Here is a 12,608-nt window from a genome sequence, read left to right as displayed (position 1 = left end):
GCGGAGAACCATATGGCTCGCTTCTTTATCGACCGGCCCATTTTCGCGTGGGTCATCGCCATCATCATCATGCTGGCCGGCGCGCTGGCGATGATCAAACTGCCGATCTCGATGTATCCGGAGGTCGCCCCGCCGGCGGTGTCGATCTCGGCCAACTACCCGGGCGCTTCTGCCAAGGTGGTGGAAGACTCGGTGACGCAGATCATCGAGCAGAACATGAAAGGCCTGGACGGGCTGATCTACTTCTCCTCCAACAGCTCCTCCAACGGCCAGGCCAGCATCACCCTGACCTTCGAGAGCGGGACCAATCCGGATATCGCCCAGGTCCAGGTGCAGAACAAGCTGCAGCTGGCCATGCCGCTGCTGCCGCAGGAAGTGCAGCGCCAGGGCATCAACGTGGCCAAGTCCAGCTCCGGCTTCCTCAACGTGCTGGGCTTCGTCTCCGAAGACGGCAGCATGGACGAGAACGACATCTCCGACTATGTCGGCTCCAACGTGGTTGATCCGCTCAGCCGCGTGCCGGGTGTGGGCTCGATCCAGGTGTTCGGCGGCAAGTACGCCATGCGCATCTGGCTGGATCCGAACAAGCTGCAGACCTACAAGGTCTCGGTGGACGAGGTCACCGGCGCGGTGCGCGCGCAGAACGCGCAGGTGGCCGTGGGCCAGCTGGGCGGTGCGCCGGCGGTGAAGGGCCAGCAGCTCAACGCCACCATCAACGCGCAGGACCGCCTGCAGACGCCCGAGCAGTTCCGCAACATCGTGCTGCGCACCGAGGCCGACGGCTCCACCTTGAAGCTCGGTGATGTGGCCCGGATCGAGCTGGGCGCGGAAACCTACGATTTCGTCACCCGCTACAACGGCAAGCCGGCTTCGGGCCTGGCGATCACCCTGGCCACCGGCGCCAACGCGCTGGAAACGGCCGAGGGCGTGCGCAAGGCGTTGAGCGAACTGGAAGCCAGCTTCCCGCGCGGCATGACCGCGGTGATTCCATATGACACCACCCCGTTCGTGCGGGTGTCGATCAAGGGCGTGGTCAAGACCCTGATCGAGGCGATCGTGCTGGTGTTCCTGGTGATGTACCTGTTCCTGCAGAACTTCCGCGCCACGCTGATTCCGACCATCGCCGTGCCGGTGGTGCTGCTGGGCACGTTCGGCATCCTGGCGGTGCTGGGTTTCTCCATCAACATGCTGACCATGTTCGCGATGGTGCTGGCAATCGGCCTATTGGTGGATGACGCCATCGTGGTGGTGGAGAACGTCGAGCGGATCATGGCCGAGGAAGGGCTCTCGCCGCTGGAAGCCACCCGCAAGTCGATGAGCCAGATCACCGGTGCGCTGGTCGGTATCGGTCTGGTGCTGTCGGCGGTGTTCGTGCCGATGGCCTTCATGAGCGGCTCCACCGGCGTCATCTATCGCCAGTTCTCGGCCACGATCGTCTCGGCGATGGCGCTGTCGGTGCTGGTGGCGATCGTGCTGACCCCGGCGCTGTGCGCGACCATGCTCAAGCCGCTGAAGAAGGGCGAGCACCACGTCGCCCCCACGGGGCTGTCGGGCCGCTTCTTCAACTGGTTCAACCAGGGCTTTGACCGCACCAGCGGCACCTACCAGCGTGGCGTGCGGGGCATCCTCGCCCGTCCGGGCCGTTTCATGGCGGTGTTTGTCGCGCTGACGGTGGTGATGGGCCTGCTGTTCGCCCGGCTGCCCAGCTCGTTCCTGCCCAATGAGGACCAGGGCATCCTGATGGCGCTTGTGCAGGCGCCGGTTGGTGCCACCCAGGAGCGCACGCTGGAGTCGATCTACAAGCTCGAAGACCACTTCCTGAAAAACGAGAAGGACGCCGTGGAATCGGTGTTCTCGGTGCAGGGCTTCAGCTTCTCCGGCATGGGCCAGAACTCGGGCATGGCCTTCGTCAAGCTCAAGGACTGGGGCGAGCGCACCCCGGACCAGGGCGTGGGCCCCATCACCGGCCGCGCGATGGGGGCACTGGGTCAGATCAAGGACGCCTTCATCTTCGCGTTCCCGCCGCCGGCGATGCCGGAGCTGGGTATCGCCTCGGGCTACAGCTTCTTCCTGAAAGACAACGCCGGACAGGGCCATGAGGCGCTGGTCAACGCGCGCAACCAGCTGCTGGGCATGGCCGGGCAGAGTGACAAGCTGGCCAACGTGCGCCCGAACGGGCTGGATGACACCCCGCAGCTGCGTCTGGACATCGACGTGGCCAAGGCCGGTGCGCACGGGCTGTCGCTGGATGCGATCAACTCCACGCTGGCCACCGCCTGGGGGTCGAGCTACGTCGATGACTTCATCGACCGCGGCCGGGTCAAGCGCGTCTACATGCAGGCCGACGACAGCTTCCGCATGAACCCGGAGGACTTCAACCTGTGGACGGTGAAGAACAGTGCCGGCGAGATGGTGCCGTTCTCGGCCTTCGCCAGCCAGCGCTGGGATTACGGCTCGCCGCGTCTGGAACGCTACAACGGTGTCTCGGCGCTGGAAATCCAGGGTGAGGCCGCGCCGGGCGTGGCTTCGGGCGATGCGATGCTGGAAGTGGAAAAGCTGTCCAAGCAGCTGCCGCCGGGCTTCAGCATCGAATGGACCGCCGTCTCCTACCAGGAGCGCGAGGCCGGTTCGCAGACGCCGCTGCTGTACACGCTGTCGCTGCTGATTGTGTTCCTGTGTCTGGCCGCGCTGTATGAAAGCTGGTCGGTGCCGACCGCGGTGCTGATGGTCGCGCCGCTGGGCATCCTCGGTGCGGTGCTGGCCAACACCCTGCGCGGCATGGAGCGCGACGTGTACTTCCAGGTGGCGATGCTGACCACGGTGGGCCTGACCTCGAAGAACGCGATCCTGATCGTCGAGTTCGCCAAGGAGCACCTGGAGAAGGGCGCCGGGGTGATCGAGGCGACGATGCACGCCGTGCGTGACCGTCTGCGTCCGATCATCATGACCTCGCTGGCGTTCGGTCTGGGTGTGCTGCCGCTGGCCATCGCTTCCGGTGCCGGTTCCGGTGCGCAGCGTGCGATCGGTACCGGTGTGCTCGGCGGCATGATCGTCGGCACCCTGCTGGGCCTGTTCTTCATACCGCTGTTCTTCGTGGTGGTGCAGCGACTGGTCAACCGCAAGCAGCTGGCCGCCGATAGAGATCTGCAGCGGTAACGCGCTGTGTAGATCGCTGGAAACGCCGGGCAATGCCCGGCGTTTCTGGATAGGGCGGGACCGGTCCTGTCAGCTGATCTCCAGCGGGTCCAGCAGCTGGGCTTGTTCCACTGCGCCCAGGCCTTGGGCGAGCACGGCCAAGCGGTTGCACAGCTCGGTGCGCAACTCGGGGAACTCGGCGGTCAGTTCAGCCTGGATCTGCTGATAGGCATCCCAGAACGCAGCGGTGCTTTGATGGCGCGCGTAGTGGGCGCGCAGGCGCTCGCCCGCCAGCTGGAATGAGTGGTGACTGCGGTGGGGTAAAACGGGCGCGTCCATGGCGTTACCTTTAATGGCTCTGCCCCCTGTGGCTGCAGCATAGTCCTGAATCCGTGCGCTGCCCACGCCCGTAGTCTCAATTCAGCATATGAACCGCACGAGCGGTCAACGGCGGGCCGGTGTCACTCGCCGATGTCTTCGTTCCAGACATCCGGGTGCTCGGCGATATAGCGGCCCATCATCTCGATGCAGCCCGCATCGTTCAGGTCGATGACCTTGACCCCGTTCTCGCGCAGCCAATCGATACCGCCGGGGAAACTGACCGATTCACCGACCACCACGGTGCCGATGTTGAACTGGCGCACCAGCCCGCTGCAGTACCAGCACGGCGCCAGCGTGGTGACCATGATGGTGTCGCGGTAGCCGCGCTGGCGCCCGGCCTTGCGGAAGGCGTCGGTTTCGCCGTGGATGGACGGATCGTCCTCCTGGATACGGCGGTTGTGGCCGCAACCCAGCAGCCGGCCGTCGTTGTGGTAGAGCGCGGCACCAATCGGAATGCCGCCCTCGGCCAGCCCCTGGCGGGCTTCGGCGATGGCGGTTTCCAGCAGGGCACGGTAGTCGGGGGTGGTGATCATGGAACTCCTCATGGCGCAACTGCGCCGGCAGAGGACCATGATAGCGGTCGTGTTCAGCCCGCCGGCAGGGACGTGGGGCGGCGGCGGTGCGATAATCGCCCACATGAGCGAATCCCCCTATAAGACCGGCACCACCCACTTCGGCTTCCGCGACGTACCGGCCAAGGACAAGCAGAAGCTTGTCGGCCAGGTGTTCACCTCCGTGGCCGACAACTACGACCTGATGAACGACCTGATGAGCCTGGGCATCCACCGGTTGTGGAAGCGCTACTTCGTGGCCACCGCGCAGGTGAAGCCGGGCGACCGCGTGCTGGATCTGGCCGGCGGTACCGGCGATATCGCGGTGCTGCTCAAGGAGCGCATCGGCGCCGAGGGCAGCGTGGTACTGGGCGACATCAACGCCGGCATGCTGTCGGTGGGCCGCGACCGGCTGACCAACCGCGGCCAGGTCTCGGGCTTCGAGTGGGTGCAGCTCAACGCCGAGGCATTGCCGTTCCCGGACCAGAGCTTCGATCTGGTGACCATCTCCTTCGGCCTGCGCAATGTCACCGACAAGGACGCGGCGCTGAGCGAGATGTACCGCGTGCTGAAAGTCGGCGGGCAGGCGCGGGTGCTGGAGTTCTCGGAAGTGACGGTGGACTGGTTCAAACCGGTCTACGACTTCCACTCGTTCAAGGTGCTGCCGAAGCTGGGCAAGCTGTTCGCCCGCGGCGATGCCGACAGCTACCAGTACCTGGCCGAAAGCATCCGCAAGCATCCGCCGCAGGAAGAACTCAAGGCGATGATGACCGAGGCCGGTTTTGGCCGCTGCCACTACAAGAACCTCAGCGCCGGCATCGTTTCGATCCACTCCGGCTACAAGCTGTAACCCCGGGCGACGGGGCTGGACAGGGAGCGGCGCAAGCCGCTCTTTGCGTTTCCGGGCCGGCGACTGTGCCCTGGGACGTGCGGCCTCGGCGCGCCGCAATCGGTTTAAACTTCGGGATTATTCCCTGAACCGGTTGCTGATCCATGCGTTCTCCGTTCCTGATGCTGCCGCTGGCCGTCGCGCTCGTCGCCGGCTGTGCCAAAGAACCCGCCACGCCTGTTGCCGACCCCGTCGCCGAGAAGCCCGCCGCCGTGAGCACCGTCAACCGCAGCCATGATGAAAGCTCCTACGCCGAGCCGGACAAGGTCGTCATCAAGGATCTGGCGCTGGACCTGAAGCTGGATTTCGATACCCGGCAGATCGGCGGCACCGCCACCTACACGCTGGAGTGGAAGGACAAGGCCGCCACGCAGCTGCTGCTCGATACCCGCGAGCTGAGCATCGAGAAAGTCGAGGCGATCGCCGCCGATGGCGCCGCATCGCCGCTGCAGTTCACGCTGGCCCCGGCCGACAAGGTGTTCGGCAGCAAGCTCAGCATCGAGGCTCCGCAGCAGCCGGCCACCATCGCGATCACCTACCACACCGCGCCGACCGCCTCGGGCCTGCAGTGGCTGGAGCCGTCGATGACCGAGGGCAAGCAGCTGCCCTTCATGTTCAGCCAGTCGCAGGCCATCCACGCCCGGTCGTGGGTGCCGCTGCAGGACACCCCGAGCGTGCGCTTCACCTACAGCGCGCACGTGGCCAGCCGCCCGGACGTGATGGTGCTGATGAGCGCCGACAACGATCCCAAGGCCGCGCGTGACGGCGACTACAGCTTCAAGATGCCGCAGCCGATTCCGTCCTACCTGCTGGCCATCGCCGCCGGTGACCTGGTGTTCGAGCCGATCTCGCAGCGTTCGGGCGTGTGGGCCGAGCCGGCCATGGTCAGCAAGGCCGCCAAGGAGTTCGAAGACACCGAGAAGATGATCGGCGCCGCCGAGAACCTGTACGGCGAATACCGCTGGGGCCGCTACGACATGCTGGTGCTGCCGCCGTCGTTCCCGTTCGGGGGCATGGAGAACCCGCGCCTGACCTTCGCCACCCCGACCGTGATCGTGGGCGACAAGTCGCTGGTGTCGCTGATCGCCCACGAGCTGGCGCACAGCTGGTCCGGCAACCTGGTGACCAACGCCAGCTGGAAGGACATCTGGCTCAACGAAGGCTTCACCACCTACGTGCAGGGCCGCATCACCGAGGCGCTGTACGGCCCGGAAATGGCCGAGATGGAGCGCGAGATCGACCAGAGCGATCTGCTGGCCGAAGTGAAGGGCATGAGCCCGGCCGACCAGGCGCTGGCGCTGCCGCCGCTGACCGAGCGTGATCCGGACGAGGCGCTGAGCAACGTCGCCTACGTCAAGGGCGCCTGGTTCCTGCAGTTCCTGGAGCAGCGTTTCGGTCGCGCCGTATTCGATCCGTTCCTGCGCGGCTGGTTCAACGACCACGCCTTCCAGAGCGCGAATACCGACCAGTTCGTCGCCTACATGAAGAAGAACCTGCTGCCCAAGAACCCGACCGCGGTGACCGAGGCCGAGCTGACCGCGTGGCTGGACGAGCCGGGCATTCCGGCGTTCGCGATCAAGGCCCGCGCGCGCAACTTCGCCGTGGTCGATACCGCGCGTATCGCCTACCTGGGCAGCGACAAGGTGCCCAGCAACCAGGTCACCAGCCAGTGGGGTACCCAGGAATGGGTGCGTTTCATCGATGGTCTGGGGCAGAAGCAGCCGCTGGAGAAACTGGCGCAGCTGGATGCGGCCTACCACTTCACCGGCACCCCCAATGGCGAGATCGCCATGCGCTGGTATCCGCTGGCCATCCGCAGCGGCTATGGCGAGGCGCAGGCCGCAGCCGGCGAGTTCATCCAGCGCGTGGGCCGTCGCAAGCTGATCCTGCCGGTCTACGCCGAGCTGGTGAAAACGCCCGAAGGCCTGGCCTTCGCCAAGGACGTGTTCGCCCGCGCCAAGCCCGGTTACCACCCGATCACCACCGCCTCGGTGGAGGACATGATCGCCAAGGCCGAGGCGGCGCCGAAGCAGTAACCGCTTGCGCAAGCGGTTGTGTCACCGGAACGGCGGGCTTCGGCCCGCCGTTTCCCGTTGGCGTGCGTGGTCACGGCAGCCGGCGGATGTTTAAAGTAGCCCCATCCGGCGTTCGCGCCGGCCTGTTCCTGCCCGACAACGGAGTGGCTTGATGAAACCTTTGATCTTCGGCGCGCTGTGCGCCTTCGCCCTGGCCGGCTGTACCGATCCGGAGGTCGAGCGGCAGAAGCAGGAAGCGGCCGCGGCGCAGGAACGCGCGCGCCAGGAGCAGGCCGCCGAGGCCATTGGCAAGCAGTACGACAGTGCCGTCACCGCTTCGGAATGGGAGAAGGCACGTGTCCACGGCGTGGCACTGCTGGACCAGTATCCGGATTCGGACACCGCCCGCCGGATCGAACCGGGCCTGGCCGAGGTGAAGCAAAAGGCCGAGGCCGCGCGTGAGCTGCGGCGCATGCAGGCGCTGTGGAACTACAACCAGGTGCCGGCCAAGGGCGGCGTGCAGCGGTCGGCGATGATCTACAGCAAGGAGCGCGTGGACGTGGATGGCAGCGGCGCCAAGCCGGTGCAGCTGGTGTTCCGCGACCATCCCGAGTGGAAGCGCCATGCCTATCTGGTGCTGCAGGCCAGCGATTTCGCCAAGGCCTGCTATGCCAGCTGCCAGGTCACGGTGACGGTGGATGACCAGGCGCCGCGCCGGATGGCCGCGCACCGGCCGGATACCGACGAGGCCATCGCCATGTTCATCACCGACAACCGCGGCCTGTGGCGGCTGGCGCGCAAGGCGAAAGTCATCCAGATCGAATTTCCGGTGAAAGCCGGTGACAGCCGCAGCGCGGTGTTCGAAGTCGGCGGGCTCGATGGCAGCCAGCTGCCGGGCTGGGATTGAGGCGTGGGTATTGTCGGATCGCCGCCGCTGGCGTCGGTGCCAGGCGTGGTGGACAGCCGCCATTGGGTGTTCGACATGGATGGCACGCTGACGCAGCCGCTGCATGATTTCGAGTTGATCCGGCGTGAGCTGCAGATTCCAGCCGGTGCGGACATTCTTGAACATCTGGCCAGCCTGCCAGTCCAGCAGGCGGCCGCCAGCCATGCCTGGTTGATGCGGCACGAGCGGGAACTGGCCGAGGCTTCCGTGGCGGCACCCGGTGCGGTGGCATTGATCCGCGCGCTGCATGCTGACGGTTGCCGGCTGGGCATCCTTACCCGCAATGCGCGTGAGCTGGCGGAAGTGACGTTGGCGGTGATCGGGGTGGCGGATTGTTTTGCCGCTGACGAAATCATCGGCCGCCGGGAAGCGGAGCCCAAGCCGTCACCGGCCGGCTTGCAGTTCTTTGCCGCGCGCTGGCAGGTACCGCCGGCGCGGATGCGGATGGTGGGGGACCATTACTACGATCTGGCCACCGCCCAAGCGGCGGGTGTGCCGGGAATTCTTATCAATGTGCCGGATGATCCCTGGCCAGGCATGGCACAGTGGCAGCTGCGTGATTGCGCGCAGTTGCTGCAGCACTGGCGCGCCGCGGCGTCGGGATAGCGGCGCGCAGGGCCTGGCGGTCGCATTGCCGTCGGCGGCAGTGCCCGGCAGGGCCTGACCCTGGCGTTTGCCATAGGCAGGGCCGGTAGTGGCACGCAAAAAAAACGGCGCCGAGGCGCCGTTTTTCCTAGAGGCTGTAGCCGAACTGCTGCTTGAACTGGTCGTTGAACTCGGCGAAATCGAAGCGCTGGTTCTGGGTGCCGGGGTGTTCGACCTTCAGCGCACCCATCAGGTTGCCCATGCGGCCGATGGTCAGCCAGTCATAGCCCTTCTCGATGCCGAAGATCAGGCCGGCACGGAACGCATCGCCGCAGCCGGTCGGGTCGACCACGCGGCGCTCGTGCGCCGGCGGGATGTCGAAGCTCTTTTCCGGGGTGTGGATGATCGCGCCGCGCGGGCCCTGGGTGGTGATGTAGGCCTTGACCCGGCTGACGATGTCTTTCTCGTCCCAGCCGGTGCGCTGCTGCAGCAGATTGGACTCGTAGTCGTTGACCACCACGTAGTCGGCCTGCTCGATGAAGGTGCGCAGCTCCGGACCGTTGAACAGCGGCAGCGCCTGGCCGGGATCGAAGATGAAGGGGATGCCGCATTCCACGAACTCGGCCGCGTTCTGGATCATGCCTTCGCGGCCGTCCGGCGCCACGATGCCGAAGCTCACGCCCGGCACGTCGCGCACGTGGTTGTCGTGCGAACGCATCATCGCGCCCGGATGGAAGGCGGTGATCTGGTTGTTGTCGTGGTCGGTGGTGATGAAACACTGCGGGGTGAACATGTCTTCCAGCACCCGCACCTGGCTCAGGTCGATGCCCATGCGCTCGAAGTGCTCGCGGTACGGGCCGAAGTCTTGGCCCACGGTGCCCATCGGGATCGGGCTGCCGCCCAGCAGCTTCAGGTTGTAGGCGATGTTGCCGGCGCAGCCGCCCAGCTCCCGGCGCATCCGCGGCACCAGGAACGACACGTTCAGGATGTGCACCTTGTCCGGCAGGATGTGGTTCTTGAACTGGTCCGGAAACACCATGATGGTGTCGAAAGCAAGGGAACCACAGATCAGAGCGGACATCGGGAACAGACCTATACGGAAAAGGGGAAATCCCGCCATGCAGGCGCACGCGGGTCGGCGCGATCGTGGCGCCAAAGTGCGTAAGGGTACCGGCTGCGGCGACGCACGACCAGAACCGCAGATGTCCGGAGGGGCGCCGAATCGGGCCAAAGCCCCGATTCACAATGGATTGTCCTTGCCCGCACCGGGGGGGATTGATAGGCTAGCGGACCTCATTTTCTGCCCATTTTTTCGCCAATCGGCGTGGGCACGACACCCCTCAGGATCACTTCCCAGATGTTCAAGAAGCTGCGTGGCATGTTCTCCAATGACCTGTCCATCGACCTGGGCACGGCCAACACCCTGATCTATGTGCGCGGCCAGGGCATCGTGCTCAACGAGCCGTCGGTCGTGGCGGTGCGTCAGGACCGTGCCATCGGCGGTACCCGCTCGGTGGCTGCCGTCGGCGCCGAAGCCAAGCAGATGCTCGGCCGTACCCCGGGCCATATCACCACCATCCGCCCGATGAAGGATGGTGTCATCGCCGACTTCACCTACACCGAGGCGATGCTCAAGCACTTCATAAAGAAAGTGCACAAATCGCGCGTGCTGCGCCCGAGTCCGCGCGTGCTGGTCTGCGTGCCGGCCGGCTCGACCCAGGTCGAACGCCGCGCCATCAAGGAATCGGCCGAAGAGGCCGGTGCGCGTGATGTGTTCCTGATCGAAGAGCCGATGGCCGCGGCGATCGGCGCCGGCATGCCGGTCACCGAAGCCCGTGGCTCGATGGTCATCGACATCGGCGGCGGCACCACCGAGGTGGCGGTGATCTCGCTCAACGGCATCGTCTATTCGGCCTCGGTGCGTATCGGTGGCGACCGTTTCGACGAGTCGATCACCAATTACGTGCGCCGCAACCACGGCATGCTGATCGGTGAAGCCACCGCCGAGCGCATCAAGGTGGAGCTGGGCTGCGCCTACCCGCAGGCGGAAGTGATCGAGATGGAGATCTCCGGCCGCAACCTCGCCGAGGGCGTGCCGAAGATGATCAAGATCAGCTCCAACGAGGTGCTCGAAGCGCTGCACGAGCCGTTGTCGGGGATTGTCTCGGCGGTCAAGCTGGCGCTGGAGCAGACCCCGCCGGAACTGTGCGCCGACGTGGCCGAGCGCGGCATCGTGCTGACCGGCGGTGGCGCGCTGCTGCGCGACCTGGACCGTCTGATCTCCGAGGAAACCGGTCTGCATGTGCAGGTGGCCGATGATCCGTTGACCTGCGTGGCCCGCGGTGGCGGTCGTGCGCTGGAGTTGGTGGACATGCACGGCAACGAGTTCTTTGCGCCGGAATAAGCCGTTCCGGTCGCGTATCGCGGCCACGCCCGAACGGCGTGAGCGGCCGTCCGCACACGCCCCGTGCAGCCCACCGCCGGGGCGTCGTCGCATCCTTTTTCCGCATTTTTCCAGTCGAAGCCTGACGTGCCGCCCTACGCCGGTCCTCCCGTAGCCTCCCGCCAGGGCGATGCCAGCAGTCCGTTGCGCCTGCTGGCCTATCTGGCGCTGGCCATCACCCTGATCGTGCTCGATGACCAGGGCGGCTGGCTGTCGCGCCTGCGCCAGCAGGCCAACGTGCTGGTGCAACCGGTGTGGGCGCTGGCCGGCGTACCCGGGCGCGTGGGCGCCTCGGTCCGCGACAATGCCGCCAGCCACAATCAGCTGGTGGCCGAGAACCGCGAACTGCGCAACCAGCTGCTGCTGGCCAATGCGCGGCTGACCCGGCTGCAGACCGCGGCGCTGGACAACGCGCAGCTGCGCGAACTGCTCAATGTGGCCGAACGCAGCGGGCTGGACGTGCAGCTGGCGCCGATCCTGGATATCGACCTGGACCCGGTGAGGCAGCGGCTGGTGCTCGATGCCGGCCGCCGCGAGGGCGTGCATGTGGGCCAGGCGGTGATCGACGCCGGTGGGCTGATGGGCCAGGTGATCGCGGTGACGCCGGCCCATTCGACCGTTCTGCTGCTGACCGATCCGGATCATGCGGTGCCGGTGACTGTGGCCCGCAACGGCGTGCGCCTGATCGCCTATGGCCGCGGCGACACCCTGGAATTGCGCGATATCCCGCTCAGCGCCGGGGTCGAGGTGGGCGATGAGATCGTCACCTCCGGACTCGGCGGGCGGTTCCCGTCCGGTTTTCCGGTGGGCAAGATCATGAAACTGCGGCCCGACGATACCCACGCCTTCCTGGTGGGCGAACTGGAGCCGGCGGCCAAGCTCGATCGCGGCCGTGATGTGCTGCTGCTGCGCTCGGTGCCGACGATTGCGCGACGGCCGGTGACTGATGGGCTGGAGCTGCCAGCCACGAGCGCCGGGCCGGCGCCGGGCCTGTCGCCCGCCGCTGTCACCGCGCAATCGGGCGGGGCTGCCGCGAGCTCGGTCGCGCCTGCGCTAAACACGGCCACTGCCGGACCGGCCGCGCCGCCGGCAGCGGCGCCAGCCAGCTCCGCGCCCGCGACTGGGCCGGCCGCTGATCCTCCCTCTCCGGCGACCGCGCCGGCACAGGTGCGCCCATGAGCCGGTTGCGCAACAAGGGCTGGGTGCCGCCGCTGAGTTTCGGGCTGGCGCTGCTGCTGGGGCTGGTGCCCTTGCCGGAGCTGCTGCTGCCGCTGCGGCCGTACTGGCTGGCGCTGGTGCTGGCGTACTGGGTGATTGAAACCCCGGACCGGGTCGGGCTGGGCTTTGCGTTCTGCATCGGGCTGCTGGCCGATCTGATGTTCGGCGGCATTCTGGGCGAGCAGGCGCTGCGTCTGGTGGTGATGGCCTTCATCCTGCAGCGCTTCCGCGCGCGCATCCGGTTCTTCCCGCTGTCGCAGCAGGCCTTGGCCATCGGCGGGTTGCTGCTCAATGACCGGGTCATCGATGCGGCGCTCCACCTGCTGGTCGGCGAGCCGCTGTTGCGCTGGAGCTACTGGTGGGCGCCGCTGCTGGGCATGGCGCTGTGGCTGCCGCTGTATGTGGCGCTGGATGCGGTGCGGCTGGGCAAGCGCGGGCGCTGAGC

At 66.4% G+C, this 12,608-nt stretch carries 11 protein-coding genes; 8 read left to right on the top strand and 3 right to left on the bottom strand.

Going from position 1 to position 12,608, the window contains the following annotated elements:
* Positions 1-12 precede the first annotated feature (12 nt).
* Complete coding sequence (gene smeE / locus ARC78_RS03475; RefSeq protein ID WP_054658106.1) at positions 13-3,156, top strand: multidrug efflux RND transporter permease subunit SmeE; 3,144 nt, start codon at positions 13-15, stop codon at positions 3,154-3,156.
* A 69-nt stretch (positions 3,157-3,225) separates the two neighbouring features.
* On the opposite strand, the gene ARC78_RS03470 is transcribed toward smeE, so the two are convergent.
* Both ARC78_RS03470 and ARC78_RS03465 read right to left on the bottom strand, forming a co-directional pair.
* The gene (locus ARC78_RS03470) at positions 3,226-3,474 is read right to left on the bottom strand and encodes a hypothetical protein (RefSeq protein WP_054658104.1); all 249 of its coding nucleotides are present in this window, start codon (positions 3,472-3,474) and stop codon (positions 3,226-3,228) included.
* Between the two features lie 122 nt (positions 3,475-3,596).
* Positions 3,597-4,049, bottom strand: coding sequence for a nucleoside deaminase (locus ARC78_RS03465; RefSeq protein ID WP_054658102.1), 453 nt, complete (start codon positions 4,047-4,049; stop codon positions 3,597-3,599).
* 103 nt (positions 4,050-4,152) lie between these two features.
* Here ARC78_RS03465 and ubiE point away from each other — a divergent pair, with 103 nt between their 5' ends.
* From ubiE to ARC78_RS03445, 4 genes are all read left to right on the top strand, one after another.
* Positions 4,153-4,917 (top strand): bifunctional demethylmenaquinone methyltransferase/2-methoxy-6-polyprenyl-1,4-benzoquinol methylase UbiE, encoded by a 765-nt coding sequence (gene ubiE, locus ARC78_RS03460; protein ID WP_054658113.1) that lies wholly within the window; start codon positions 4,153-4,155, stop codon positions 4,915-4,917.
* Between the two features lie 143 nt (positions 4,918-5,060).
* The gene (locus ARC78_RS03455) at positions 5,061-6,992 is read left to right on the top strand and encodes a M1 family metallopeptidase (protein ID WP_054658100.1); all 1,932 of its coding nucleotides are present in this window, start codon (positions 5,061-5,063) and stop codon (positions 6,990-6,992) included.
* Positions 6,993-7,143: 151 nt separating this feature from the next.
* Positions 7,144-7,878 (top strand): hypothetical protein, encoded by a 735-nt coding sequence (locus ARC78_RS03450; RefSeq protein ID WP_054658098.1) that lies wholly within the window; start codon positions 7,144-7,146, stop codon positions 7,876-7,878.
* A 9-nt stretch (positions 7,879-7,887) separates the two neighbouring features.
* A complete protein-coding gene (locus tag ARC78_RS03445) occupies positions 7,888-8,523 on the top strand; it encodes an HAD family hydrolase (RefSeq protein WP_054658111.1) in 636 nt (211 codons plus the stop codon).
* Positions 8,524-8,650: 127 nt separating this feature from the next.
* Here the strand turns inward: ARC78_RS03445 and ARC78_RS03440 are convergent, their stop codons facing one another.
* On the bottom strand, positions 8,651-9,583 hold the full coding sequence (locus ARC78_RS03440; RefSeq protein WP_054658096.1) for a carbohydrate kinase family protein: 933 nt from the start codon (positions 9,581-9,583) through the stop codon (positions 8,651-8,653).
* Positions 9,584-9,859: 276 nt separating this feature from the next.
* On the opposite strand from ARC78_RS03440, the gene ARC78_RS03435 reads away from it, so the two are divergent.
* The 3 genes from ARC78_RS03435 (at position 9,860) to mreD (ending at position 12,606) form a co-directional block, all read left to right on the top strand.
* A complete protein-coding gene (locus tag ARC78_RS03435) occupies positions 9,860-10,906 on the top strand; it encodes a rod shape-determining protein (RefSeq protein WP_005419402.1) in 1,047 nt (348 codons plus the stop codon).
* Positions 10,907-11,032: 126 nt separating this feature from the next.
* Complete coding sequence (gene mreC / locus ARC78_RS03430) at positions 11,033-12,124, top strand: rod shape-determining protein MreC (RefSeq protein WP_057505743.1); 1,092 nt, start codon at positions 11,033-11,035, stop codon at positions 12,122-12,124.
* Positions 12,121-12,606: a rod shape-determining protein MreD gene (gene mreD / locus ARC78_RS03425; RefSeq protein ID WP_054660445.1), complete on the top strand. Its 486-nt coding sequence runs from the start codon at positions 12,121-12,123 to the stop codon at positions 12,604-12,606. The genes mreC and mreD overlap by 4 nt, the downstream gene beginning before the upstream one ends.
* The last annotated feature ends 2 nt before the right edge of the window (positions 12,607-12,608 follow it).

It is taken from the genome of Stenotrophomonas pictorum JCM 9942 (assembly GCF_001431585.1).
GTDB classification, from domain to species: Bacteria; Pseudomonadota; Gammaproteobacteria; order Xanthomonadales; family Xanthomonadaceae; genus Stenotrophomonas; species Stenotrophomonas pictorum.
The sequence above is the reverse complement of the archived record's forward strand: the minus strand, read 5'-3'. Positions and strand labels throughout refer to the sequence as shown.

Coding starts and splice junctions, on each gene's coding strand:
- smeE (WP_054658106.1), top strand. CDS start 13: ATGGCTCGCTTCTTTATCGACCGGCCCATTTTCGCGTGGGTCATCGCC.
- ARC78_RS03470 (WP_054658104.1), bottom strand. CDS start 3,474: ATGGACGCGCCCGTTTTACCCCACCGCAGTCACCACTCATTCCAGCTG.
- ARC78_RS03465 (WP_054658102.1), bottom strand. CDS start 4,049: ATGATCACCACCCCCGACTACCGTGCCCTGCTGGAAACCGCCATCGCC.
- ubiE (WP_054658113.1), top strand. CDS start 4,153: ATGAGCGAATCCCCCTATAAGACCGGCACCACCCACTTCGGCTTCCGC.
- ARC78_RS03455 (WP_054658100.1), top strand. CDS start 5,061: ATGCGTTCTCCGTTCCTGATGCTGCCGCTGGCCGTCGCGCTCGTCGCC.
- ARC78_RS03450 (WP_054658098.1), top strand. CDS start 7,144: ATGAAACCTTTGATCTTCGGCGCGCTGTGCGCCTTCGCCCTGGCCGGC.
- ARC78_RS03440 (WP_054658096.1), bottom strand. CDS start 9,583: ATGTCCGCTCTGATCTGTGGTTCCCTTGCTTTCGACACCATCATGGTG.
- ARC78_RS03435 (WP_005419402.1), top strand. CDS start 9,860: ATGTTCAAGAAGCTGCGTGGCATGTTCTCCAATGACCTGTCCATCGAC.
- mreD (WP_054660445.1), top strand. CDS start 12,121: ATGAGCCGGTTGCGCAACAAGGGCTGGGTGCCGCCGCTGAGTTTCGGG.